26 protein-coding genes are annotated in these 23,212 nt (G+C 40.7%); 22 read left to right on the top strand and 4 right to left on the bottom strand.

Annotated features, from left to right (window positions below; translation table 11 throughout):
- Positions 1–25: 25 nt before the first annotated feature.
- On the bottom strand, positions 26–1,096 hold the full coding sequence (locus Vgang_RS06960) for a hypothetical protein (protein WP_157946015.1): 1,071 nt from the start codon (positions 1,094–1,096) through the stop codon (positions 26–28).
- Between the two features lie 233 nt (positions 1,097–1,329).
- On the opposite strand from Vgang_RS06960, the gene Vgang_RS17105 reads away from it, so the two are divergent.
- From Vgang_RS17105 to Vgang_RS06935, 6 genes are all read left to right on the top strand, one after another.
- A complete protein-coding gene (locus Vgang_RS17105; protein WP_105901865.1) occupies positions 1,330–1,650 on the top strand; it encodes a YagK/YfjJ domain-containing protein in 321 nt (106 codons plus the stop codon).
- Between the two features lie 384 nt (positions 1,651–2,034).
- Positions 2,035–2,220: an AlpA family transcriptional regulator gene (locus tag Vgang_RS06955; protein WP_105901866.1), complete on the top strand. Its 186-nt coding sequence runs from the start codon at positions 2,035–2,037 to the stop codon at positions 2,218–2,220.
- Positions 2,221–2,333: 113 nt separating this feature from the next.
- Positions 2,334–3,044, top strand: a complete 711-nt coding sequence (locus Vgang_RS06950) for a YagK/YfjJ domain-containing protein (RefSeq protein WP_105901867.1) — start codon at positions 2,334–2,336, stop codon at positions 3,042–3,044.
- 424 nt (positions 3,045–3,468) lie between these two features.
- Positions 3,469–4,128 (top strand): inovirus Gp2 family protein, encoded by a 660-nt coding sequence (locus tag Vgang_RS06945; protein ID WP_105901868.1) that lies wholly within the window; start codon positions 3,469–3,471, stop codon positions 4,126–4,128.
- Positions 4,129–4,332: 204 nt separating this feature from the next.
- The gene (locus Vgang_RS06940) at positions 4,333–5,145 is read left to right on the top strand and encodes a YaaW family protein (protein ID WP_105901869.1); all 813 of its coding nucleotides are present in this window, start codon (positions 4,333–4,335) and stop codon (positions 5,143–5,145) included.
- Between the two features lie 3 nt (positions 5,146–5,148).
- Positions 5,149–5,535 carry a hypothetical protein gene (locus tag Vgang_RS06935; RefSeq protein ID WP_105901870.1) on the top strand — a complete coding sequence of 129 codons (387 nt, stop codon included), beginning with the start codon at positions 5,149–5,151 and terminating at the stop codon, positions 5,533–5,535.
- Between the two features lie 169 nt (positions 5,536–5,704).
- On the opposite strand, the gene Vgang_RS06930 is transcribed toward Vgang_RS06935, so the two are convergent.
- On the bottom strand, positions 5,705–6,475 hold the full coding sequence (locus Vgang_RS06930) for a helix-turn-helix transcriptional regulator (protein WP_105901871.1): 771 nt from the start codon (positions 6,473–6,475) through the stop codon (positions 5,705–5,707).
- Between the two features lie 106 nt (positions 6,476–6,581).
- On the opposite strand from Vgang_RS06930, the gene Vgang_RS06925 reads away from it, so the two are divergent.
- The gene (locus Vgang_RS06925; protein WP_105901872.1) at positions 6,582–7,292 is read left to right on the top strand and encodes a type 1 glutamine amidotransferase; all 711 of its coding nucleotides are present in this window, start codon (positions 6,582–6,584) and stop codon (positions 7,290–7,292) included.
- A 147-nt stretch (positions 7,293–7,439) separates the two neighbouring features.
- Here Vgang_RS06925 and Vgang_RS06920 read toward each other — a convergent pair whose 3' ends face one another.
- A complete protein-coding gene (locus Vgang_RS06920) occupies positions 7,440–8,780 on the bottom strand; it encodes an aminotransferase-like domain-containing protein (RefSeq protein ID WP_105901873.1) in 1,341 nt (446 codons plus the stop codon).
- A 183-nt stretch (positions 8,781–8,963) separates the two neighbouring features.
- On the opposite strand from Vgang_RS06920, the gene Vgang_RS06915 reads away from it, so the two are divergent.
- From Vgang_RS06915 to Vgang_RS06865, 11 genes are all read left to right on the top strand, one after another.
- On the top strand, positions 8,964–9,986 hold the full coding sequence (locus tag Vgang_RS06915; RefSeq protein ID WP_105901874.1) for a TauD/TfdA family dioxygenase: 1,023 nt from the start codon (positions 8,964–8,966) through the stop codon (positions 9,984–9,986).
- 10 nt (positions 9,987–9,996) lie between these two features.
- Positions 9,997–10,869, top strand: coding sequence for an NAD(P)-dependent oxidoreductase (locus tag Vgang_RS06910; RefSeq protein WP_105901875.1), 873 nt, complete (start codon positions 9,997–9,999; stop codon positions 10,867–10,869).
- Between the two features lie 20 nt (positions 10,870–10,889).
- Positions 10,890–11,672 carry a sulfite exporter TauE/SafE family protein gene (locus tag Vgang_RS06905; protein WP_105901876.1) on the top strand — a complete coding sequence of 261 codons (783 nt, stop codon included), beginning with the start codon at positions 10,890–10,892 and terminating at the stop codon, positions 11,670–11,672.
- Between the two features lie 202 nt (positions 11,673–11,874).
- Positions 11,875–12,300, top strand: coding sequence for a RadC family protein (gene radC / locus Vgang_RS06900; RefSeq protein WP_245879910.1), 426 nt, complete (start codon positions 11,875–11,877; stop codon positions 12,298–12,300).
- Positions 12,297–12,794: a DUF2787 family protein gene (locus Vgang_RS06895; RefSeq protein ID WP_105901878.1), complete on the top strand. Its 498-nt coding sequence runs from the start codon at positions 12,297–12,299 to the stop codon at positions 12,792–12,794. Before radC ends, Vgang_RS06895 begins: the two co-directional genes overlap by 4 nt.
- Positions 12,791–13,060 (top strand): hypothetical protein, encoded by a 270-nt coding sequence (locus Vgang_RS06890; protein WP_105901879.1) that lies wholly within the window; start codon positions 12,791–12,793, stop codon positions 13,058–13,060. Before Vgang_RS06895 ends, Vgang_RS06890 begins: the two co-directional genes overlap by 4 nt.
- A gap of 238 nt (positions 13,061–13,298) precedes the next feature.
- Positions 13,299–13,808, top strand: coding sequence for a hypothetical protein (locus Vgang_RS06885; protein WP_264923418.1), 510 nt, complete (start codon positions 13,299–13,301; stop codon positions 13,806–13,808).
- A 143-nt stretch (positions 13,809–13,951) separates the two neighbouring features.
- Positions 13,952–14,644 carry a hypothetical protein gene (locus Vgang_RS06880; RefSeq protein ID WP_105901881.1) on the top strand — a complete coding sequence of 231 codons (693 nt, stop codon included), beginning with the start codon at positions 13,952–13,954 and terminating at the stop codon, positions 14,642–14,644.
- Between the two features lie 66 nt (positions 14,645–14,710).
- Positions 14,711–14,977 carry a hypothetical protein gene (locus tag Vgang_RS06875; RefSeq protein WP_105901882.1) on the top strand — a complete coding sequence of 89 codons (267 nt, stop codon included), beginning with the start codon at positions 14,711–14,713 and terminating at the stop codon, positions 14,975–14,977.
- A 96-nt stretch (positions 14,978–15,073) separates the two neighbouring features.
- Positions 15,074–15,523, top strand: a complete 450-nt coding sequence (locus tag Vgang_RS06870; protein ID WP_157946017.1) for a DUF2787 family protein — start codon at positions 15,074–15,076, stop codon at positions 15,521–15,523.
- 161 nt (positions 15,524–15,684) lie between these two features.
- Complete coding sequence (locus tag Vgang_RS06865; RefSeq protein ID WP_105901884.1) at positions 15,685–16,590, top strand: LPD25 domain-containing protein; 906 nt, start codon at positions 15,685–15,687, stop codon at positions 16,588–16,590.
- A 45-nt stretch (positions 16,591–16,635) separates the two neighbouring features.
- Here the strand turns inward: Vgang_RS06865 and Vgang_RS06860 are convergent, their stop codons facing one another.
- Positions 16,636–17,496: a helix-turn-helix transcriptional regulator gene (locus tag Vgang_RS06860; RefSeq protein WP_105901885.1), complete on the bottom strand. Its 861-nt coding sequence runs from the start codon at positions 17,494–17,496 to the stop codon at positions 16,636–16,638.
- 148 nt (positions 17,497–17,644) lie between these two features.
- On the opposite strand from Vgang_RS06860, the gene Vgang_RS06855 reads away from it, so the two are divergent.
- The 4 genes from Vgang_RS06855 to Vgang_RS06840 are packed head-to-tail and all read left to right on the top strand — an operon-like array spanning position 17,645 to position 23,145.
- The gene (locus Vgang_RS06855) at positions 17,645–18,922 is read left to right on the top strand and encodes a hypothetical protein (protein ID WP_105901886.1); all 1,278 of its coding nucleotides are present in this window, start codon (positions 17,645–17,647) and stop codon (positions 18,920–18,922) included.
- Entirely contained in the window at positions 18,912–19,481 is a 570-nt protein-coding gene (locus Vgang_RS06850; RefSeq protein ID WP_105901887.1) for a condensin complex protein MksE, read from the top strand. The genes Vgang_RS06855 and Vgang_RS06850 overlap by 11 nt, the downstream gene beginning before the upstream one ends.
- On the top strand, positions 19,475–22,267 hold the full coding sequence (locus Vgang_RS06845) for a coiled-coil domain-containing protein (RefSeq protein WP_105901888.1): 2,793 nt from the start codon (positions 19,475–19,477) through the stop codon (positions 22,265–22,267). The genes Vgang_RS06850 and Vgang_RS06845 overlap by 7 nt, the downstream gene beginning before the upstream one ends.
- Positions 22,264–23,145 (top strand): DUF7281 domain-containing protein, encoded by an 882-nt coding sequence (locus tag Vgang_RS06840; RefSeq protein ID WP_105901889.1) that lies wholly within the window; start codon positions 22,264–22,266, stop codon positions 23,143–23,145. The genes Vgang_RS06845 and Vgang_RS06840 overlap by 4 nt, the downstream gene beginning before the upstream one ends.
- Positions 23,146–23,212: the final 67 nt, after the last annotated feature.

The raw sequence follows: 23,212 nt of genomic DNA, 5'->3' as shown, positions 1-23,212 counted from the left end.
TAAATTATAGTGGCTGTAAAGCCACTTATCTATTCAGCAATCTGTTTGCTTCATTTTTTATTAGTATTTCTAATATTTCGTTTCGATGGAATACTCTCGTATCCCAAGGCTCAGTGCTGTTTTTATTCGCCATCTCTTCCCAGTGTAACTTAATATAGTCTAAATTTTCTTGGACATCCTTATTCATTATAAAATTATAATTTTTCTTTCCTTTTTTATCTAAGTTATTCCTTTGTATTTTTTGATTCCAACTTTTCTTTAAATTAATGATCCATTCAGATTTAATCTGTTGAGGTATCGTGTGACTAATATCAAACATTAAAATTATTATATTTTGTTTGTCATAGTTTAATAGGGCTTGAGGTAAAAACCCTGAATGAAAGTTTATTTTTTTAAATTGGTTATCGATATAATCGATAGCCCATGAGGTTTCAATTTTTTTTCCTAGCCAGTTAAAAGGTTCAAACTCACTGGCTATGGCGAATTGTTTATAAACAAAGTTAATAAAATTGAGTTTTTCACTTTTTATAACATCTGAAATACTTAAGAATGCTAAGGATTCATCAAAACAACTTTCACGTGTAGGGCTAGAATTTGGCAATATGTATCTAAGGTAATAGTCACTGAATATTTGTAGTGCCATAGGATCTGTTACTAGCCTTTGAGGCAAGGTTGGTGAGTACAGCTCTGGTTGAGATTTTATGCAGTTAATCCAGATAAAAAAACACATCCTTGAGTTTGTTTTATCGAGCCAAGGAACCTCTTCAGGTCTAATGATCTTTGAGTCAATATAGACATTTATCTCTTTTTCGACTTCTGAATACTCCAAGTGTGCAGCTTGAAGAAACTGGTTTAGTTCTTCTTCTAATTGGATTGCAGTGTATTGATTAAACCAAAAGAGTCCATGCGGAGCAGGTCGGTTACATTGCTTGTTGTTATATAAATACTCGAGTGCTAAATAGAGTTCTATCTGTGATTTATTGAGCTTTCTTGTACTATCAATGAGTCTAGCCACATGCAATCCTGTAATAATAAAGTAGTAAAAAAGTTGATATGTTAATTCATTAAAGGTTATATATAGATAACTTAAAGTCATAATAAATTGCTTATAGTTTATTGTAATCGCTGAAAAATAGCCACCTTAATGACTTATAAGCTAGGTCTTTATGTCAAAATATGCTTGTTTGTATAAATTGCGAGTCTGTCGGTAATGTTGGCATTAACACATTGTTAGTAGCAGTGCACCAATCCAATCTATCTAATCAGATATCTAATCGATAAACCAAACAATGCATCACCTCCTATGAAATTAATCACAGGAGAGTGCAAATGAACTCATTTCAAAACCTTCTTAAAAACCAAAAAAGCGACTTTCATGAATGGCAGACTTTAGACAAATATGCAGCTAACAGTCACCCCGATCACTTACTCTCGATTGAACATGTTATGAGGCGGTCGATGCATAATCATTCCGATTCGCTAATGGTGAAATTTGACCTTCATTTACCCGAAGGGGGCCAAGATGATAGCCGATTGTTGAGTCGATTTTTTGAATCGTTAAAAGCAAGGATTAAAGCTAGAGAGAGCCGAAATCAACGAAATAAAATTTGTGTTCACAAGTCTCAATTAGCCAATGTTTGGTGTCGATAAATCAATCTCAGTGATATGCGCAATTACCATGTGTTGATATTTATAAATCCAAATGCTTTTTAACATGTCGTCATCTATCGACTATTTAAGGTAAGGCTTATCAGGGATAATTTATAAGTATTGGCTAAGTGTGCTTGGTATTAATGATTTGAACTATGACACCTTGGTGTAACTTTCCGATAGTTGTCATGATCAGTGGAATGCATGGGGCATGATTATACGGAGTAATGTAATTCAGCCTTTCAGCGATTACGTTATTTAGCTAAATCAGAAACCAAAGGGTATGGCGATAATAAGCACAACTTTGGCACCAGTCATATCTCTCCGTGTATAAAAAAACAAATCACTCATTACTCATGAAATAAACCTTACGAGGAAGAAATCATGAGATTAATTCGATTAAAAGAAGTCATTAACTTAACCGCTTTAAGCCGTTCGAGTATTTATAAAAAAATGAATGAAGGCACCTTTCCTAAAACGGTGAGTCTAGGCGATAGAGCTGTCGCTTGGGTAGAGAGCGATATCAATGAGTGGATTGACCGTATGGTCCAGCAAAGCCGTCAAGATTAAGTTCAAAATCATTTTATATAGCCAAATATGAATGTGAGCCGATGGTTCTTTAACAAGCTATCGGTTCAATTTGGTCTCTCAACGCTTCCCATCAATTTAGAAAGAAAAATACAATGAATATGCCATTCGCTATCAAGCAATTATTAATCAGTAATTTAAATCACAGTACTTACAGTGCGCATGCCTACAGAGGAAAGTCATTAGCCTACCCATTAGCGCAAGCAAGGCTAGGGGCGCTATCGATTTGTAGGCATGCATTAGAGCATACTCTCCAAGTGCACCCATTACGTTTAATGGTTTGTGTTGCATTGTCACATCCATCTCGGCAAGGGCCACTCATTCATCATTTAGGGCATAATCCCAAAGCGACCAACTTGAAAGCGCCCACAGCAGATTCCAAGACCGAAGACGTTTTAATGAGGGCTTACTTTGATAATCTGAATTATCGATTAGAGAAAGAGTTCATCTTCAGGCGAACAGGTAAATTTGGCTGCAAGCCTTATCATGCTTTGACAATGAATGTAGGGAATTATCACACGCTGGTTATTTTCGCTTTTAATCGCTCTGAATACCGAAAGCTAGGAAGAGCAACTTCACACCCGAGGTATTTACAAACTCAGATACGAAATGCATGGGCTGATACGATAGGTTTGAACCACTTTCAATTCGATTCTCTGAAAGCTTGGGCTGATGTGGGCGAGCAATGGGAAGTCAATATGAAACATGAAGACAAACAATCTGAAGTTAATGCTATGCACTATCAACTGTCATGGCTTGCGCATCGCTCATTAGGTGGCAATCCCGTTATTTATTGGAGATATTAATTTTAAAGGAGGGTTTAGGAAGTAAGAACGGGGTATTTTACTTCCAAATAATCCTACTTTTTGGCGGGTAATCAGAAACCTTTATTTTATAAGGTTTGATTAAAAAAGCGTGCAGTTTGAAGCATTGAAAATTCGAGTGATTTAAAATCCGCATTCTCGGTATTAGTAGTATACCCTTGGAGTAATAGCAAGGTATAGCCAGTAACCGATAGGTATACACTAAGTAACTAGTATCAGTAGATAAATAACCTAATAGGTAATAATTAGATAAAAGATCAAGTTAAGTAGGGCTATCTATTAAGCAATGTCCTGAAGTGATTCAATCAGTATCTAAGCAAGAGTCATGGCCTTATGACATGACCCATCGGATAAAATAAACAACATCACCTTGTTCTATGAAAAAACAACTCATAGGACAACAACGATGAAAAACAATACCCCGAAAAACTTTTCTTTGTATACGGCCAATCAATATCAAGGTTACTCTGTATATACCCGTAAAGGCCCACTGGTGAGACAGTACTTAGAACGCACTTTTGAAACCATTGCTCATACGCTAAAGCGGCACCCTAGAGTCTTTGCCGTGCGTGTTGATTTACGCTTTCCTGTAAATGGCATGCAGCAATACGATAATCAAGTTATCAATAAATTCTTTAAATCTTTACGAGAACAAATCAAACATAATCGAGCGATGGCGATGAGAAATAACCCTTACGCTCATCAAACTAAAGTTTCTTATATCTGGTGTAGGGAGCAAGATACGAGTAATGGGCCACACTATCACGTATTGATAATGTTTAATGGCAATGCTTACACAAGTCTAGGTAACTATAAAGAAATAAAGGGGAATATGGCAGCAAGGATAAAAAAGGCATGGTTAAGTGCGTTAGGTTATCACCCTCTGTACGATATGGATATGTATGGTGCATTGGTTCACTTTTGTAAAAATGGGGTATATCACATCAATACAAACTACGATAACGATTCATTAGCAGACCTACTTTACCGGGCCAGTTATCTATGCAAAGTGGATACAAAACGCTTTGAATGTTATCAGCATGTGTTTGGACGCAGTAATGGATAGAAAGTAGACCGTGAGGTGACCATGCCGTTAGCCATATTTTTCATGGCTACTTTTTGCTTACTGAGGTAATAAACACTTTACTGTCGTATTTCATGATATTTAATCTGTGATTTAAATCACAAGTTTTCCTATCTATGCATACTTTGCATATAGTGCAATTTCTATCATTAAGATGAAGCCATTATTCAACAATAAGGAATTAACATGGCTTCCATTTCAATCATTATTCCAAATCCAAATACGGCGTTAAATACCGTACTGTGCAAAGCCTCTAATGACGACTTAAGTCCATTAGTGGATTATCTGAAGAAGAAACTATCCGAAGATTTAACCTGCCATGAAGCGTATAAAAAACACGCCCCTAATCATCAAAAATACTATGGCGTTATCGCCAAAGAAATTCGCGATATGGGTGGTAATTCGTTTGCTAATGTGTGGCGAAAAGAAGGCCCTAACTATCATGAGATCGTTTATGACGTTGCTAAGAAACTGAAAGCGACGGTCAGTAAAAGCGATAGTGTGGTGGAGATGGAAAACGCCATTTTAGAGAAGTTGCTGACTGACGCTATCGGTCACATGACAGAGGAAGATCAACTCGAAATCTTAAAAGAGGTCGGCCATGGCGATGTGTCATTAAAAGGTAGCGTGACCAGTTTGGCTATTGCTGCTTTTCGTGCTGGTGGTTTTAAGTCGTATCAACTGACTCTTATCATTGCTAACCAAATTGCCAGAGTAGTACTTGGCCGAGGATTAATGCTCGGTACGAATGCTGCCTTAATGCGCTGGGCTTCTATATTAAGCGGCCCCATGGGGTGGGTGATAAGTGGGGTATGGACGGCAGTAGATATTGCAGGCCCTGCATACAGCGTCACTATTCCTTGCGTTATTCATATTGCCATGTTGCGTAAAAAGCAAGATACCATTGTTTGTAAAGCATGTGGGAGTCTATTGGGGGAGGTCAGTATCAAGTTTTGTCCTGAGTGTGGTGCAAAGCAGCCATTAGATACCGAGGAATAACTTATGGCTCTATTTAAAAGAAAGCACAAAGCTAAGATTACACAAGAAGTACGCAAGCTGACGTTTGAGGATTTGTTGCCAGAGAAGTTATCTAGCCTGGTGAAAAGCGGTGAGTCATTTGAAGTGATTGCTTTAGGTGGGAATATGCTCGAAGCCACTAAGCGTATTGAACATGCGATTGAAACTGAAGGGCTGCGTTGTCGTGTTTATACCATTGGTCGAGTTGCCGCTTGTGGATTAAGCCTTGCTGGTGGTGTAACAGCGTTGGTCGGTGCTGGTGCAATAGCTGGGATCATGTATCACAACCTTTATACTTATAACCCAGATTATAAGATCGGCAAAGATTTAGTTAATAATCAGTTGCTGGTTGAGTTTAAGAGTAATGGCTGAGTGGGGTCAACGTGATTCGTAGGATTCAAGTCAGTGTAGCGCTGGCTTGTTTTTTTACCCCTTTATAATTTAGAGTCCAATCTGAGCATATGCTTATTCGCGTGGATTTCCCTTATCCAAAATAATTCCAAAAGTGGTGTCACCTGTGTATTAAAGAGTCTGTACTCGTTTATAGATTTGCAGTGCGGTATTTTCTTGGTGTCTGATTGAACAGCTTTTTAAAAGCCTGTACATAGGATGAATCAGATGCGTATCCCAACTCCATAGCAATTTCCTGTATGCTCATTTTCGAGCTTAATAATGGCAGAGATAAAACCAGCCTTATATTTTGTCGCCACAGAGCAAATGATTGAGAGAACTCTTTCGTACATAATCTGGATAATGTGCGCTCAGATGCTCCGACTTTTTTTGCCCATTCTTTTAACGTAAACGGTATGTCAGGTTGCTGTTTAAGCTGTAGAAAAATAGATAAAAGACGTTTGTCCGTAGGGATGAGAAGTGGTATTTCATAACTTTTTGCTGCCTCGATTTGATCTCGTAAGACCGTCAACAAATGTACCAAGTTGGATTCCGATTGTGAGAGCGTATCGCTTTCAAATAAAAGTAGTATCAACTCTTTTAGGAAAGCGTTTACCTGACAAGATTTAGGCTCACTTCCATACTGCACATGCTTGTTAGGATTGAGGTAAATCGCTAAAAATTGTGTGTCTGTAATTGCAACAGATTTATGAATGGTATTGGCGGGGATAAAGAGCATCCCATTATGAGGGACTATTGCACTTCTATTAGCTATATCTGATTGTAATAAACCTTGACGAGGAAAGACGATTTGGTGCCATGAATGCAAATGGAAATCATCAATATAACCAGAAGGCATGATGGTCTTTTTCGTTATAAATTGTGTATTCGGACAATCTCTAATTAAATCGTTAGCTTTCATAATTGGCGACTTATCTACATTATTTGTCAGTTATTATAAATTACGCCATTTGGTTTTGATATAACATCGTCAGTCAATTGATAGCAAAAAACCAAAAGGCCAAATAATGCACATTCACTTTATCATCCATGAACATTTTGAAGCTCCGGGAGCTTATGAGTCCTGGGCTAAAGCTCGCGGTTACACCACGACTTATTCTCGAGTCTATGCTGGTCAATCTCTTCCAAAAAAGGTAGATGATATCGATTTTCTGATTGTCATGGGTGGCCCACAAGATCCTGTGACCACTATCGAGCAATGTGCTCACTTCGATGCCAAAGGTGAACAGGCGGTAATTAAAAAAGCGATTGATGCTGGAAAAGTCGTACTTGGTATTTGTTTGGGCTCTCAACTCATTGGTGAAGCATTAGGTGCTCACTATGAGCATAGCCCTGAACGTGAAATTGGTAAGTTCCCCATCACGCTAACCAAGGACGGCATTACACATCCACTGTTTGACCATTTTGGCACCGTTCTGGAAGTGGGCCACTGGCACAACGATATGCCGGGACTAACTCAAGATGCAAAAGTCATTGCGTACAGTGAAGGCTGTCCTCGACAGATCGTTGCTTATAGCGATTTGGTGTTTGGTTTTCAGTGTCATATGGAATTGACTAAAGAAGTTGTAACCTTGCTCATCGAAAATGATGATCTCAGCGAGGCAGTAAACTACCGTTTCGTTGATGAGCCCCAAGTGTTACTGAATCATGATTATGATGAGATGAACCAAAAGCTACATGAATTTTTGGATAAACTAGCGAAAGCCTATCAAGCATAAAGTTAAGTTTCTGGTTGGGTTTAAGAATCATGGCAGAGTAGGGTCAAAGTGATTAGTGAGATTCAAGCCAGTGTGGTGCTGGCTTGTATTGACTAATATACACTCAAATATTTTAAGAGTGCTAGTTACGCTAAAACTCAGAGCATTTTAGTATGGAAAAAAACTATTTAGATCTGAATGCAATAATTTCTGTAGCTCATGCAATCCATCTCTTAATCTTTCTTTACTGCCAATCGACATTAAGGATAATCGTATGTATTTTGTGCTTTTATTATTTGCGCAAAAATAGCTACCACTGGTAATTATGATCCCTCGGCTTTTAGCTTCCATGGCGAATCGATCCGGTTGCCAGTGTTCTGGTAAGGGTAGCCAGATGTGGTAGCCGGAAGAATTGAATTCTATCGAAGGATATATTTCCCTGACCATCTTTTGTCTTTCATTTGCAATTATTCGCTGTTGGGTAGCTATTTGAAAAGCATCGCCTGACTCAATAAGTAGAGTTGCGACTATAAAATTAATTGGTGATGCTAACCAAATATTTGTTCTGATACTCGCGTTGAGGGCAGTTACTTGACTATCTGGAGATTTTAAGTATCCACAGCGCATAGCTGGACTAATCGCCTTAGATAAAGATGAAATATGAAAAGTATAATCTGGAGCAAAGTTTGCGATAGGGGCTACAGGTTCATCGTCTAAGAAGCAGTAAATATCATCTTCAACAAGCCAGATTTTTTTTTCATTGATAATTTTTGCTATCTCTTTTTTTCGTGATTCTGGCATTGAAATGCCAGTTGGATTTTGATGGCTAGGAATAGTAATTATCATTGTCGGGCTATATTCATCGATAGCAGAACTTAAAGCATTTGGGCATAAGCCATATTCATCTAACTCTACACCTACCACACGACGATTTGACAAGTTTGCTATTGCTAGAATACCAGGATAGGTAAGTTGTTCGACTAAAATGGTATCACCAGGCTTGGTTATAGTCTCAATTATTAAAGATAAAGCGTGCTGTGCACCATTAGTCAACAGTATATTTTCTTCAGTTGCACCTTTTAAGCCGTATTTATTAACCCATTTTATTCCAGCTTCTCTATGTGCCTTGTGGCCAGAATGTTCTGCATACCCGATTACGGAGGGGGTCAGTAATTCAGCCGCTTGTTTATAGGCACTCTTCAATGCTGATAGGTTCTTTTCTAAACAAGGTTGAAGTATCGAGAAATTAAAATCAGTTTCTTGATCGGTTGCTTGAATAGCTTTATCAAGCTTTGAGCTGGCTCGAACAAAAGTGCCGCGACCAATGAAGGATTCTAAACACCCTTTGTCACTGAGTAACTTATAAGCTTTTGCAACAGTTGCAGGTGTGGTTTTCAGATCTTCAGCAAGCAATCTATGAGTTGGTAACTTTGAACTTGGTGGGAATTCACCGGACTCAATTTTTTGTTCGATAACTTCTGCAATGCGAATAAATTTACTATTACTCACCAACAACTACCTCTCTGAATTAGTCTGTTTTTATTTGATTATAACATATGTCCTTTTTATTTGATTGTTTTCATAAAACGGAAAAAATTCAAATTGACATATTTCAATTGCGTATTGTATCCTTGTGGTTATGATATTGGTGTATGTCATTTTGTTTTTGGTATAATTTTTTAGGATTTTTAGATGGAAAGTAAAAAAGTAGGGATGCTTGATGAGGTGAGAGCGGTTCAAGAAGTGCATGTATCCTATGAGGCTGCAAACAAACTTAAAAGTGCCTTTAGTAATCTGCGAATAAGTGATGATAATGAATGGCTTAACATACGAGAGTGGCTAGGGAATATAGTGAAATTTAGCTTGGAAGAGGATGTACTTCAAAGTATTCAAAGCTTTAAATCAGATAATGCCCGTAGTGCCTTGATTATTCGAGGCTTACCTGTTGATAATAATTTATGCGCGACACCTTATAATGGTTATATTCCACCATCAAAAATTCCTTTAGCTAGCGCTATACATATTGGCATATATCAATTGGCAGGAATTGAGCCTGTTTCATATCAAAGTGAAAATAATGGGTTTTTATTTAGGCATGTTGTACCTGCATTAAATGCTCAAAATGAAAAATCGTCGCATGGTTCTACTTTTACCTTTGGTCATCATGTTGATAATCCTGACTTACCATTAGCCTGTGAGAGGATTACGGATAGAAGTGGCTGTCCCGAATTTTTATCTTTAATGGCCTTACGTTCCGACCTTAAGGTTAAATCCAATTTTATCTTACTGGATGACTTAATTGGGTATTTAAGTCATGGTGTGGTGAATGAGTTATGTCAACCAAACTTTTGTATTAACAGACCGGATTCATTTTCGCAATCGCGTTCTAGCCGCCTTCCTATCTTAGTTATTGATCAAAATGGTTTGATGCTATGCCGTTACGATAAAGAAAATACAACGCCACTTACAGAAAGTGCCGCCGCTGCGTTAGTTATGCTAGAAGCACAGTTACAAAATGAATCCTTAAAGCATTATATGGTTTATCAACCTGGTGACCTATTAGTGATTAAAAATCAGCGTCTTTTACATAGTCGAGAAGGGTTTAAATCTAGATCTGATGGTTCAGATCGTTGGTTAATTCGTATGTTTGGGATGAGCACATTAAAACGTATGGTTCCTGCTACACCAAAATTTCAGCATATAGGAAAGGATTGAGGGATATAACATGAATGTAAATAACGTAGCCTTTATAGGCTTAGGTGTAATGGGATTCCCTATGGCTGGTCATCTCTCTGATGAAGGTTATAAGGTTAAAGTGTTTAATCGTACGGAAAATAAAGCATGGCAATGGCTTGAACGGTACAAAGGTGAATATTTATCAACACCTAAATTAGCAGCGACTAACTCTGACATTGTTTTCTTGTGCGTAGGAAATGATGACGACGTTAGGAGTGTGGTATATGGAGAACATGGGGTGCTTGCTGGCATGCAGAAAGGCTCTATTCTTGTTGATCATACAACAACATCGGCTGAGCTTGCAGAAGAGTTGGCTATAGCGTGTATGGAAAATAATGTTTCATTTATCGATGCCCCTGTATCTGGAGGTCAAGCGGGTGCTGAAAATGCTGCTTTAACGGTAATGTGTGGTGGAGAGCAGGATGATTTTGAACGAGTAACACCAGTAATGAAAAGTTATGCTAAGCATTTGTCTCTAATGGGAGGGAATGGGCAAGGACAACGCAGTAAAATGGTCAATCAAATCTGCATTGCAGGTGTATTAAATGGATTAAGCGAAGGTCTTTTTCTGGCCCAAAAGGCTGGGCTTGATATTAACGAGTTGGTTGATGTGTTGAGACATGGTGCAGCTGGTTCGTGGCAAATGGAGAATAGAGCTATCACTATGTCCCAAAGTAAATTTGATTTTGGTTTTGCTATCGATTGGATGCATAAGGATCTCAGTATTTGTTTAAATGAAGCAACAAAGATGGAGATAGAGCTCCCGTTAACAAAGAAAATAGATGGAGAGTACCAATCTTTGCAGCAAAAAGGTTTTGGCCGTATGGATACCTCTGCGTTATTTAAAATTTACGATCGATAATTTTAACAGGAAATGTAAATATGGAAATTTTTGGTAATGATATTACATTGTTGATATTAATTGCGCTAATGGTATCAGCTTTTGCAGCTGGTTTTATTGACTCAGTGGCTGGTGGTGGCGGGCTAATCTTAGTACCTTCTTTTATTCTTGCCGGATTACCGCCTCAATTAGCTCTTGGTCAAGAAAAAGTGGTGAGTACATTAGGAACAATAGCTGCAATTCGAAATTTTATTTTAAATAAAAAGGTAATTTGGAGTGCGGTAGCAACTGGCATCCCCGCAGGTTTAGTTGGTGCGTATGCTGGAGCGCAAGCAATTTTGTATTTTGATCCAGAGACAATAGGGAAAATAATTCTTTTTATGCTCCCCTTCGGAATTATTTTATCTTTCCTTCCAAAGAAAAATAGTAATGTAAAGGACGTAGAACCAATCAATACATCCGTCATTCTATTTGGCGTTCCAATTGCTGTATTTGTTATTGGCTTTTATGATGGATTTTTTGGTCCTGGTACAGGTAGTTTTTTGATTTTAGCTTTACATTACTTACTGAGATTTGATTTGGTTTCTTCATCAGCCACATCGAAATTATTTAATTTTTCCTCTAATATTGGAGCGTTAATCGCTTTCATGATGGCTGGTAATGTCTTGTATATGTTAGCGATACCTTTAGTTGCAATGAATTTATTAGGTAATCATGTCGGGAGCTCATCAGCTATGAAGTATGGTGAGAAATTGATTCAGCGAACTATTTCGATATCACTTAGTATTCTCATGGTTTCACTTGGTTATAAATTTTTATTTTGAGATGATACAGGACTATAGCTACTTTATTTATTCTGGTTTAAAACCAAAAATCTACACATCTATATTCTCCTCATGAACCTGCCCGTGAGCCTTGTGCTTGCGGGCTTTTTTCATTTTAGGAGAACGCTAGATGAATACATTCATTATTCCAACCCAAGGTGATAAGCCGGTCTATTATCATTTCCCAAAACCCATTACCGCTATGGAGCTACTTGAAAAAGCTGCCGAAGTTATTGGCGAGACGTTAATCGGACAAGATGCCTACACCAATCCTTCCGTAACCAAGCAGTTTTTAAGCTGCAAGTTGGCAAAACAAGAGCGCGAAATTTTTGCGGTGATGTTCTTGGATAATCAAAACCGTTTAATTGAATACCAACAATTATTTTATGGCACGGTTAATGCCGCTTCGGTTTACCCTCGTGAGGTGGTGAAAGCAGCACTGGCGCTAAATGCGGCAGCTCTCATCATTGCTCATAATCATCCCTCAGGTGAGCCAGAGCCATCGAGCGCGGATATCACCATTACGGAGCGTATTAAGGCCGCTTGTGAGCTGGTGGATGTGCGTTTGCTTGACCATATTGTGGTGGGTAATGGTTGTGTGTCATTTGCTGAAAGGGGGAAGATATGAAGGCATTATCCATTCAATCTGAGTTGTTGCCGATATCTGATGCATTAGTGACAGCATTAAATAACGTTGTCACTTGTGTTCAACCCTCGTCTGATTTTGAAAGCGAGTTACTTCAGGCTAAATCCATCACATTTAATTTTCGTGATGAAAGTTACAGCGCCGAGAATGGCGGTTTTCATCCAGTTGAAATTCAACTGCAACGTGCTTCAATCAAATCTTCGAGCTGGCAACTGGCCTACATTACTACGTTTGCTTATATCGGTAATGTTTATCCTGAGCTTGAGCGTAACCTGGATTTTGATTGTCAATCTGGGCGCTGTTTGGTGCATCCGCATATTCAATGGGAACCCATAAAGGGCAATCAAGAAGTATTGAACATGTACCAGCTTTGGGAGAGCAGTTTTCTTTCTTACCTTGAGATGGGGAGTTACTGCACCCACCAGGTTACGGTGAACGATAACGCGTATTGCGCTAACCCCAAGGAGCGTCTATGAAATCATCCAGTCAACTCAGAAGTGCTCAGCCAGATTGGGGTAACACTCTTGGGCAAGTTATCACTCATACCACAACCATTGCCGGATTGATGACCGCATCCCCTTTATTTGGTCCTGTGGGGCGTTTAAGTGGAGGCGGGGTGATGGCCTCCATTGCGATTGGCTCAACCATGGCGGTGTTGGGCATGCGTGAAGACCGCCATCCATTTCTCTGTTATCAAGAAGAGGTAATGGTCGTAGAGCCGATTCAAACCAAGCACGAATGAGACGGTGCATACGCTTTGCATACACACCTTACTAGCCAAAAGCCCAAGATAGTGAATGAGTATCTTGGGTTTTTCTATATTGGCTTATACGGTTCATCATAACAATATAGGGGAAATGATGCGTCAATTTGAATCCATGCTCAGGCTTTATCATGTATTGCCCAGGCGGTCTTGGACAACGTTACAATCCCTGCATGGGCAATGCGTATCGATTGGAATAATTTGCTCGAATCATACCTTGCGCCGTTGGTTAAAGGCATGGGTGACGGCGGGGTTTGTTGAGGAGAGAAAAGGGGAGAAACAGTACTTATATCGACAATCGAGCCACCAGCTATTTGTTACTTATCATCAAGATGCGCTGCTGTATTGGCTGTCTCGTTACTTTTATCCCTTACTGCCTGATGGCACCTCCCTGCAATTAGCCACCCGATTGGAAGACAATCAAACACGATTACTTTCATCGGCGTTTTGGAAGAATTACCTGGAGCATATTGAGATTGAGTTGCCTATCTTGCCTAAGCGATACCTCACCATATTAAGTCCGATAAAGAAAGCCATGCTGAACCAGCGGGAAATAGATTGTGTGTTCATCGGTCAATCACTGCGTTTAATGCCGCAAGCCTTGGTGCTTAACAGTCAAGGTTGGTGGTTGCGCTATCAGATAAATAAGTCTGCTTTGAAAGAAACCGATGCAACCTTATCCGTTATGCGATTAGTGGTGTGTTTGTTGTGGGTGGATGAGTACTAGCGGTCATCATTATCCATAGCAAAAGTGTGACTAAGCTCAATATCCATACAACTTTTAAGACAATAATTTTTACTTTGCACCATATGCAAAGGTCGTGTTTATCCTCGGGTGTCATATTAAATAACGACAGGCGACGCCTTGCTGTGCCAAAACATCAACTTAAAACTATCGAAACCTTATTGTGCTTAGCCGAGGTGATACCACATCCGCCCGCGAAGCCAATCACTTACCAAGAGCTGGCCGATGCGGTCATCGATAGAGGCAGCTCGACCGATTACCATGCCGTACGTCGCATTTTAAATAATGAACGTGTCCGAAACCTACTGGGCATTGAGCAAGTGTTGCTTGGTCGAACCCATGGCATTCGCTACCGGGCCTCATTATTAGAGCGGTTCTCACACACCGAGCTTGTGGCTTATCTAGTAGAAGCTCACCTTAACGCCTTACTTCCCAAGGAAATTCGTCATCGTTTGAGTGAGCACTTAAAACCTCACTATGAGCGCTTTCAGCTTTTCAATGAATACATGCGCGATAAGCATTGGCTCAAAAAACTCACCATAGCGCCTGAGCGATTAGGTCATTGGTTAACTGAGCCGCTTAGCCCTACGGTTGAGCTTATTTTATCGGCGTTATACCGAGAGCAACATTTACTGATGCGTTATTACGTATCCGGTTGCGTAACTTCGCGTGAACAAAAAATCATGCCGATTGAGCTGCAAGTTAAAGAGGAGGGCACCTTTTTACTTTATCAAACCCGAGAAACCCAAAAATACGGACAGGAGGCTAAATCCATCTCTATTCAATTTATTGAGGCGCTGCAACTCGTTTATCAATAAAGCAACAACACTCACCATCACATTACATTTACCAATTAAAGATTGGCATCATAACTGGAAAGCATTATGAACATTCAAGCAACGTTATTATTCATCACCTCGTTATTAACACTTACCCCTGAATCAGCATTAGCTCAAGGCGGTAGCTTAGGCGGCTCTAACATTGAAATGTGTCAAAGTGGCGCGATTAACTGTGGTTACCCAGCAAATCATAAAACTGATAAATCCGAGAAGCTCACGGAGAAAGAGTATAAGCCAAAAGCTGAAACCACTCAGCAAGGTTCGGATAAGAGCAAAAGCAGCGCCAGTAAAATCGCCGTTAACGAACACTAAAAAGCGTTCTACTTTTCCACTCACTCAGCCGCCAATTCTGGCGGCTTTTTCGTCGCTTACGATGACTCACCAAACATGAGGCAGTGCATGTGCATTATGACCATTAATCCTATTTCGTTTATCGATATTCACCATGACTTAAAAGGGGCCATTATCAAATCTGTTCATGAGCACCTTACGAAAACATCAAGGCTAACATTAGACAATATCCATTACGTAACCATCCGCATTAAAGATAGCCAATACAAGGCTGAATTAGGCGGTCTAAGGCCTGTTGAGATAGCGCTAAAGCGAAGAGATATTCATCAATGGGAACTGGCTTACATTAGCGTTTATGGTTATTTAACCGCTCAATCTATCGCATTAACACGCTGGCTAGATTTTGATTTTCAATCCGGTAAATGCTTATTAACGCCTAAAGGGGATTGGCAGAAAATGGAGGATAACCCAAAGGCGATTAAGCTCTATCAGCAGTGGGAAGGCGCGTTTTTAAACGCCATGAACGCTAACCAGTTTGATGACATTAAAGTCATGCTGATTGGTTAACACCATCTATCCTCACTGCTTCAAGTGCATCCACCAGCAAGAAAACCCCAGCCTGCATCATTAACACATAAACCAAGGTACACCAGATTGAGCGCCGTCTATTGGTAGTGATTTGTTGTGCCTGTAGCTCTTGCATTCAAATAATAAAAAAGGAATACATCATGAAATCATCTAATAGTGAACCAGCATCCAATAAAAAGATCACTCCGACTACCGTATTCATCCACGGCTCTGAATCTCGCCAGTTTCAAACCGGTGATGTTTGGGACTTTGAGGATTTTGAGCAAAAAGCGCTAGAAGTGGCGTTAGATAACCCTAAAGGTGGTTATGATAAGACCTTTGTCACGGTCACCTTTAGTGATGACAGTGAGCACAAGTGCCGTTTGGACTTAGGCTGTAACATGAATGATTTAGGGTTTAGCGACCATTGCTTGTCGGTGTATGACTACCACCAGCAAAATCACGATAAACCTGAAATGACCTGGATGCGAGAAGAGCACCAGCTTGAGTTGATGAAGCTTATCTCGACATACCAACTCGACCGAAATCAAGTGCAACAAGCCAGAGCGAAGGCAAATCACATCATCGAACAAGTCAAGCGTGAGCAAGAAGCCCAAAGACGCGAACAGGTCAAAGCCCGAGAAGAAGCCATTCGTCTCCACCAGCAACAGGAAGAAGCCTTTCAACAAAGCTTAGATATTCCCAAATGGGCAAAGGCCGCCATCATAGCTACTTTAACTGAATACGACAGTGAAAACAGTTGTCCACATACCGGTGATTATGAATCCAAAACCATTAAAACTATCATCTTATCTTGGTCTAAACACACCCTGCAACGCTTCCCTGAGATGCGTAAAGCCTGTTTAAATCATCCTGATACGGCGTTCTTGCATGACAAAACCCAAAGCAAGGAACATCGAGAAAACTATTCGATGGGGGCTGGCAATTACCGAACGGAAAATAACTATCTGTATCATGGCTGGAAAGTACGCAAACAGCGGTTTTGGGATGAAGACAATAAGGCTAAAAGTGTGCCTTTGGGGGAGCTGGCTGTATGTCGCCAGTAACCTCAATCTAAAAGGCACAAACCGTGTCTTTTTTATTTTAAGGGACTAATAAGGCAAATATGGTTTGAGTTCCTGTCTATTATTTATTTCGAGTTGCTGCCCTTCAGGAACCGCATTCTGAGTGTAGATATTGATGTTATAAGCATCGAGTACGTATTGAATTAAAGAGGCATTAGTCTCAATTGTTAGTAAACCATTGTTCATAGCGAAATCATATTCGATCACCTTTTTTTTCTCATCCTTAAGTCTAGAATCGGCTTTGAGTTCTATATTAATAGCAGTATTCCAGAGTACATCTTCACTTTTACTGTACTGTGCTTTATCGTTCAGGTCGGGCACCCCACGAATTCGGCTTAATACAAAATCGCGATAACCATTTGAGTGCTCACAATAAGCGCGAACGTGCCATCGCACTGGGGTACAAACGAGAGTATGAGGAGATATGATCCGCTCTTCTTCAATTCCATTCTTTAATGACATGTAGCATATATCGACACGTTTTTTCTCTCGTATTGCTTGAACTAGTGGACGTAATATATCTGGGGAAATATTTCGTGCGATAGGGCGAACAGAGGTGGTATGGTCAAAACCCATATCAAGCGAATCGAATGTTGCCGCCATATCTTCACTGCGTGACAAGATGTGCAAGTATTCATCAGCATGGCCCGTGGTGAGTTTGGGTTCAAAGCTCTCACTAGGTTTATAGCCTTTTAAATACTTATCGTACACCAAATTACCAGGTGCAATATCCGAAAGGTAAGAGTTGATATCTTTAGAAGCTTGCTGCCGACCAATGCCAAAGTTTTGTATTAAATGGTTGGTAGTCAGCCTGCCTTCCCATAACGCGATAATTTCGATCACTCGGTAGCGAAACAATAAATCCCAGCGTATTGGCCATTTCTTCATATTGCTTATTTCCTGTCCATTTTTGCGACGTGTGCATGTATTCAGTATTTACCTGTCGCTACTGACGTCATATTATTGAAGGGGTATCTAAGAGTCAACGTAGAGATAGGTTTGTTGGGATTTAATTTTACAAATAAGGCAATGACAGATGGCGGCACCTAAAAGTCTCACCTTTCAGCTACACCAACATTGGGAGGTGGTTGAGCAGTTAACTCGGCTTTCGAGAGAGTTTCCGGCGTTTGAGCTGAGAATACTTGAACAGGTGATCAATCAGTACAAAAGCAAAAATGCGGAAAGTAATACTGTGCTCACCAGTCTTGTTAATGCAGACATATTGCAGCCTATCAATCGCAGCAGCGACTATCAGCTAAACACTCTAGTTGTGGACTTTGTCAGAGGCTTAACCCAAGAGCATGAGTTAGGCCTATCAGCGGTACTTAAAGCGCGAGTTGATGCGATTAAAGACGCCACCAGCCAAGTGTTAGAAGGGCTTGATTTGGCGGACAACGATTTACTTCGTACTGGCGCGAACAGGTTGTCGGAACTGGTTAGAAAAATTACCCAACAGTTAACTCAGGACAAACAAGCCATCTTTGAAATAGCAGAATTGGCAAAATCAGCTGATACCAATGTGCCCATTGAACGGCGTTACCATGAAGTGTTAGAAGTGTATGACCAATACGTAGAACCAATGAACGAAATGATGGATAGCGGCCTTGGCGGAAGTTTCTACCCCTTATTAGAAAAGGCGGAAGAAGCATTGGATACTGCCGTTGACATACTTTCCATGCGTGGATCTTTGTATCAACAAAGGTTGGCAATGCGTCAGATAGCTTATCAAGTCAAAGATCTTCGATACCAAGGACGAGTCATTACTCAGCAATGTGCCGATACTTTGTTTCCATTAAGAGAGGAAGCAAGGCAGCACAACCAACTTTCAGCGGTGATCAGCAAGCAACTAAGCCAAGTTCGTAAAAAGGGTTTAGCGCGAGGGCTGAATGCCGAAGGTTTGCCAATGTGGAAAAGTAGCCGCGTGACTAAAATTCAATTGGGTAACGAGGTACGTGAGTTGATGGCAGAATTCTTGGACTTTGAACCTAGCTCTATGCCATTCCCGGAAGAAGAGGAAGCGCCAATCAGTCCAATTATCAACTGGGTTGATGAAGAGCTTCTGAGGGAAGAACTTGCTGACTCGCTACCGGTCACGAATCTAATGACGTGGCTCAGAGAAAACTACCAGCGTCTACCAGATGCGGAGCTGTTGCGACTCTACCATGAGCTTGTCCGTGACCCTCAGTGTCAAAGTACATTAGCGACGAGCTCAAGTACTACAGCGTTGAACACAGTAGCCGTAACCTACCACCCTCACGAAATAAAGATGTTAACTGGTTCAACAAAAGCAAAGGATGTTGATAATGCAAACTAGCAAAATCGATTTAAATGAGCTGGCTCATCTGACTGAGCTATTTAACCTATTTAATTCTGGCAGGCACCTAAATCGCTCGACGGATGCAGCTCTATGGCATGAGTTAGAACAGCAATCAGGGCAGTACCAGCACCTATTTACTAGCTTCGGTTTTGACTTGCGTATTGATGGGCGGGGTTTTGCTTGGTTTAATGATGAAGATGGTAACCAGAACATCAATAAACAATCACGCCAGCTAGCACTATTGCTGATGGTGATATTTGACCATCAAGCTGATAGCGGTCGCTCCCTTGGTCAGTTCTACCAATGGAGGATTGATAATGTCTTGCTAGAGGAGGTTTACGAAAAGCATCAAGAGCTTTTGGATGCGGAAGAGCTCGACCAAGATGGACTAGCAAAGATATTCGACAACGCAGTGCGAAAAGGCTTTGCCGCTCAAGAGAACAATCATTGGCGTTTACTGCCTTCGGTATATCGCTACCTTGATCATTTCGAAGCCATTACAGAGCAAGCATCCGAAAGCGATGCGGCCACTTATGAGGAAGATGAATCATGCTAAGTTACGGTTTCCAACGTTTAGCGTTAATTGGCAGTGCTGGATACCAGCGAGCAGAACTTCCTCTAGATGACTCTGTTTCACTAATTGCGCCCAATAACCATGGCAAAACAAGCCTAATCAACGCACTCCAATTTCTTCTGATCATAGATCAAAGGAGAATGGATTTCGGCTCTCATTCATTAGAGAAGGCTCGCCGTTTTTACTTCCCAAATAACAGTGCTTATATCTTGCTAGAAGTCATCCTGCCACAAACCGGCACCGTGGTGTTTGGCTGTGTTGGTAAAGGGGTAGGTTATGACTACGAATACTTCGCTTACAAAGGTGAATTAAACCTAGATGATTTCCGTTTAGATGATGGCAATATCGTTGCCCAACCAAAGTTAGTCAACCACTTAGCGACGAAGAAGCATCGAGTCTATAAATTCAATGATAAAGAATTTCGACACTCGCTTTATGGTGGTTCAAAAAGTAAGAAGGCTAGCGACATCGACTTTACGGTATTTAAACTTGAACACGTAAGCGACGCTCGTTCGTTCCAGCAGGTATTAACCAAAACGCTCAGGCTCGATAAGCTCAATTCCAGTGATGTGAAAGACTACTTGCTGAAGATATTTAGTCGAGAACTACCCAATTCCAGTATTGATTTTAAGCAAGAATGGGAAAAAGCATTTCAAGACATAAATCTAGAACGCGAACAGTATCTAGCAGCCGTAAATAATATCGAAACGATTCAAGAGCTTGAACAAAAGTTTGAGCGTACCTTGTCGTTACGAGGAAAAATCTCCGCATGCCAGCCGAAGGTGAATGAATTGCTGCAGGATTGGCATGGTCATGTTCAAACGCTGACTAAGAATCTATCAACGAAAAAAACTGAGCTTGAGCAAACACAACGTGATCTCCGAAGCCAAGATATTGCCCGTGCAGGAAAGCGTACAGATTTAACCAATAAACTGGAAGAATTAAACCGTATAGAGAAGCAGCAACAAGAGCTGGAAGAGCGGTTTACCTTGATCCCGGAACAATCATTTTTAGAGCGTCAATTGAAAGCTACGGAGCAAAAATATGATGCTCAGGCTGCCTTGTGTGTTCAATCACAGCGGTCTTCTTCTGCCGCGATTGGCAAACAGTTGGAAGAGAAGCAAGATCAGCTGCAAAGGTTGCACTCTCAACATCAAACGTTGGGCGACAATTTATACCTTCATCTTTCTAAGGTGCTTAGTGTAGATGAATTAGAAAAGCTGAACAAAGTACTTAGCCAACGAGTAATGCAACTGCCACCTTCGAAGTATTCGTTTGACATCAATCAGCTTCGATACATGCTCAATGGTGAATCGTCTGAGCAACTCTGGTTTTCAGGTTTAAAACTTTCACTTGAGGCGCTTATTCCTCAGCATGTTCAAAAAACAGAACAGGAGCTGGTAGAGGAAATAGGTGATGTTAATAAGCAAATAACGGAACTAAAACAACTGCTTGAAGTAAGTAGAGAAAGCGAAACTGCTGAGAGGAAAAAGAGTGAATTAAATAGCGCAGTCAAACAGTGTGAACAGGATCTTGAGGATTACCAAAAGCTTCAACAGTTAACAAAAAGTCAGGCTCAGCGATCTGAGCAAAAAGAGACGCTTGAGCAAGAGCTAAAAACCATTACTGCTGAGCTAGATAATGCAGAACAAAGGCATAAAACGATAACGACTCAAATCAATGAAATTGCAGGTAAGCTAGCTCAGCTTAAAACGGATAATGAAAATGTTGAAAAGCTAAAAAATCAAAGAATTGATGATCAATCGCTGTTTAGCATGCTTTCGGATCAACCACATACCCCATGGATAGTGATGGATGAGTGGTCTCTTGAGTATCTACCTGTTCGCCTCGAACAGTTTATCGAGGATTGCAAAGACTTCGATAAATTGTCCAAAGACTTGCGCCACATAAAAAATGAGTTAGCTCAGAAGGGGCTTACAAAGTTCCAGATGGCGCAAACTCAGGATGAAGAGTTAAAAGGCATCATTCAATTCAGTCATTGTTTAGATAATGAGAAGAAAGCGTTGGAAAGACGTGCCCGCTCGGCAGTGGTAAACGTCACAGCGAGTCTAAGAGAGCTACGCGGTGGACTCTATGCTCTACAAAGTAAGATGAAAGAATTTAACAGGCTAATCAGTCACAGGCAGTTGTCTGACCTTAAAATTTTCAAAATTGAACCCGTTGAGGAGAATCAGCTTGTCGATGCGATGAATGTACTAATACAGCAAGCAGAGCAAACTGAAAGTGGTCAGAGTTTCGAGCTGTTTGATCAAGGTAGCATTCTTGATGATGTAGAGTTAGACCGAGCGAAGAGCCTTCTGATAGAAGAAGGCAATGCACGCCAAGGCTTAAGAGTGGCAGACTTGTTCAGACTTGAATTTGTCGTCGCTAAACAAGGGCAGCAACAAGAGTCATTTGAAGATATTGATAGTGCTGCTTCTAACGGAACAGTATTGATGGCTAAGCTTGTTACTGGTCTGGCAATGCTCCATCTAATGCAAGATAAACGTCATCAAATGAAAGCGGTATGTTATTTGGATGAGGCGTTGGCCCTGGATACCAAGAACCAAGCTAACTTGATAGAGATTGCTAATCAGTTCAGTTTTGCACTGATTTTTGCTTCACCAGCACCGTTAACCACCGCTCGTTATTGTGTGCCTATCCACCAGGCTAATGGTAAGAACCACATCAGCAAAAATAGTTGGCAGATTTTCGAACCAATTGAGAGCCAAGAACTGTCGCAACCACAAGTGGAGCCATCACTATGAGCCAGGTATTGGTTAAAGCACTAACGCGACTAATCGAGGTGTACCCTGATTCCATTGCCGGAAGCACATTGGCGCCATCTCAGAAGAAGCAGCTTGATGAGTTCAGCCGCAAAACTCAGAGTGTACAAGTTACTCCTAAAGGCCGTGGCGTTGTCTACGGCATTCTAGATATGGATGTCGTTAAAGTCACACTGGAGCAGTTGGCACCAAATCAAAACGTGTCTCCATCAGCCCCGCAAAGAGCCGTAAACATAGCCTCCACACGCAGCAGCAAACAAGGAAGAGTAGGTCACGATGTGACTTACGTGCTGGCTAAAGCGGTGGCGAATCCGCTATGGGAGTCTTCCGGAGGGCCAACTGAGCACTTAAATGTAGCGACAGAAGAGTTTGGCGTTTTTTCCCTTGAAGTGGGTGGAGAAAGAAATAGGGATCTTAACACTCATCATTCTATTTGGTTGGTGGAAAACCAAGCATTGTTTGACCGTCTAGATTGGCTACCCAATAACGAACCCACTACCGTTATTTGGTACCGAGGGCAGTTACACAACAAACTGATTGATTGGCTATCGGTGCGTGAAAGGGCGCCGATGGTCTACTTTTTTGCTGACTATGATGGAGTCGGGCTGAATAACTTCCGACGCCTGAATGAGAGGCTTAAAGAAAGAGCAGAGTTTTGGATGATGCCTAACTGGAAGGAACTTTTGAACCGTTACGGGCAAAACCAGCTTTGGGTTGATACCGCAAGAGAATTCAACTCATTTCTTGAGAATAGTAGCAATTTGTTGGCTCAATCCTCTCATCTACAAGCGCTAGTTCTAGAGATGCAAACGAACGGGTTAGCACTTGAGCAAGAGTCCATTTGGCTTAGTAAGAAATAGGCTAGTGAATTGAGTAGGACACTAATGAGTGAAAGACGTTTGTTTTAGAACGCCATCCTATTCAAGA

The sequence above is a fragment of the Vibrio gangliei genome, assembly GCF_026001925.1.
Lineage (GTDB): Bacteria > Pseudomonadota > Gammaproteobacteria > Enterobacterales > Vibrionaceae > Vibrio > Vibrio gangliei.
The sequence above is the reverse complement of the archived record's forward strand: the minus strand, read 5'-3'. Positions and strand labels throughout refer to the sequence as shown.

Bases quoted from the DNA above. Each gene is read 5' to 3' on its own strand.
- Vgang_RS06910 (WP_105901875.1), top strand. From the start codon at position 9,997: ATGAATGTAAATAACGTAGCCTTTATAGGCTTAGGTGTAATGGGATTC.
- Vgang_RS06925 (WP_105901872.1), top strand. From the start codon at position 6,582: ATGCACATTCACTTTATCATCCATGAACATTTTGAAGCTCCGGGAGCT.
- Vgang_RS06960 (WP_157946015.1), bottom strand. From the start codon at position 1,096: ATGACTTTAAGTTATCTATATATAACCTTTAATGAATTAACATATCAA.
- Vgang_RS06850 (WP_105901887.1), top strand. From the start codon at position 18,912: ATGCAAACTAGCAAAATCGATTTAAATGAGCTGGCTCATCTGACTGAG.
- Vgang_RS06855 (WP_105901886.1), top strand. From the start codon at position 17,645: ATGGCGGCACCTAAAAGTCTCACCTTTCAGCTACACCAACATTGGGAG.
- Vgang_RS17105 (WP_105901865.1), top strand. From the start codon at position 1,330: ATGAACTCATTTCAAAACCTTCTTAAAAACCAAAAAAGCGACTTTCAT.
- Vgang_RS06860 (WP_105901885.1), bottom strand. From the start codon at position 17,496: ATGAAGAAATGGCCAATACGCTGGGATTTATTGTTTCGCTACCGAGTG.
- Vgang_RS06890 (WP_105901879.1), top strand. From the start codon at position 12,791: ATGAAATCATCCAGTCAACTCAGAAGTGCTCAGCCAGATTGGGGTAAC.
- Vgang_RS06955 (WP_105901866.1), top strand. From the start codon at position 2,035: ATGAGATTAATTCGATTAAAAGAAGTCATTAACTTAACCGCTTTAAGC.
- Vgang_RS06840 (WP_105901889.1), top strand. From the start codon at position 22,264: ATGAGCCAGGTATTGGTTAAAGCACTAACGCGACTAATCGAGGTGTAC.
- Vgang_RS06915 (WP_105901874.1), top strand. From the start codon at position 8,964: ATGGAAAGTAAAAAAGTAGGGATGCTTGATGAGGTGAGAGCGGTTCAA.
- Vgang_RS06865 (WP_105901884.1), top strand. From the start codon at position 15,685: ATGAAATCATCTAATAGTGAACCAGCATCCAATAAAAAGATCACTCCG.
- Vgang_RS06895 (WP_105901878.1), top strand. From the start codon at position 12,297: ATGAAGGCATTATCCATTCAATCTGAGTTGTTGCCGATATCTGATGCA.
- Vgang_RS06845 (WP_105901888.1), top strand. From the start codon at position 19,475: ATGCTAAGTTACGGTTTCCAACGTTTAGCGTTAATTGGCAGTGCTGGA.
- Vgang_RS06905 (WP_105901876.1), top strand. From the start codon at position 10,890: ATGGAAATTTTTGGTAATGATATTACATTGTTGATATTAATTGCGCTA.
- Vgang_RS06930 (WP_105901871.1), bottom strand. From the start codon at position 6,475: ATGAAAGCTAACGATTTAATTAGAGATTGTCCGAATACACAATTTATA.
- Vgang_RS06945 (WP_105901868.1), top strand. From the start codon at position 3,469: ATGAAAAACAATACCCCGAAAAACTTTTCTTTGTATACGGCCAATCAA.
- Vgang_RS06875 (WP_105901882.1), top strand. From the start codon at position 14,711: ATGAACATTCAAGCAACGTTATTATTCATCACCTCGTTATTAACACTT.
- Vgang_RS06935 (WP_105901870.1), top strand. From the start codon at position 5,149: ATGGCTCTATTTAAAAGAAAGCACAAAGCTAAGATTACACAAGAAGTA.
- Vgang_RS06870 (WP_157946017.1), top strand. From the start codon at position 15,074: ATGACCATTAATCCTATTTCGTTTATCGATATTCACCATGACTTAAAA.
- radC (WP_245879910.1), top strand. From the start codon at position 11,875: ATGGAGCTACTTGAAAAAGCTGCCGAAGTTATTGGCGAGACGTTAATC.
- Vgang_RS06940 (WP_105901869.1), top strand. From the start codon at position 4,333: ATGGCTTCCATTTCAATCATTATTCCAAATCCAAATACGGCGTTAAAT.
- Vgang_RS06950 (WP_105901867.1), top strand. From the start codon at position 2,334: ATGAATATGCCATTCGCTATCAAGCAATTATTAATCAGTAATTTAAAT.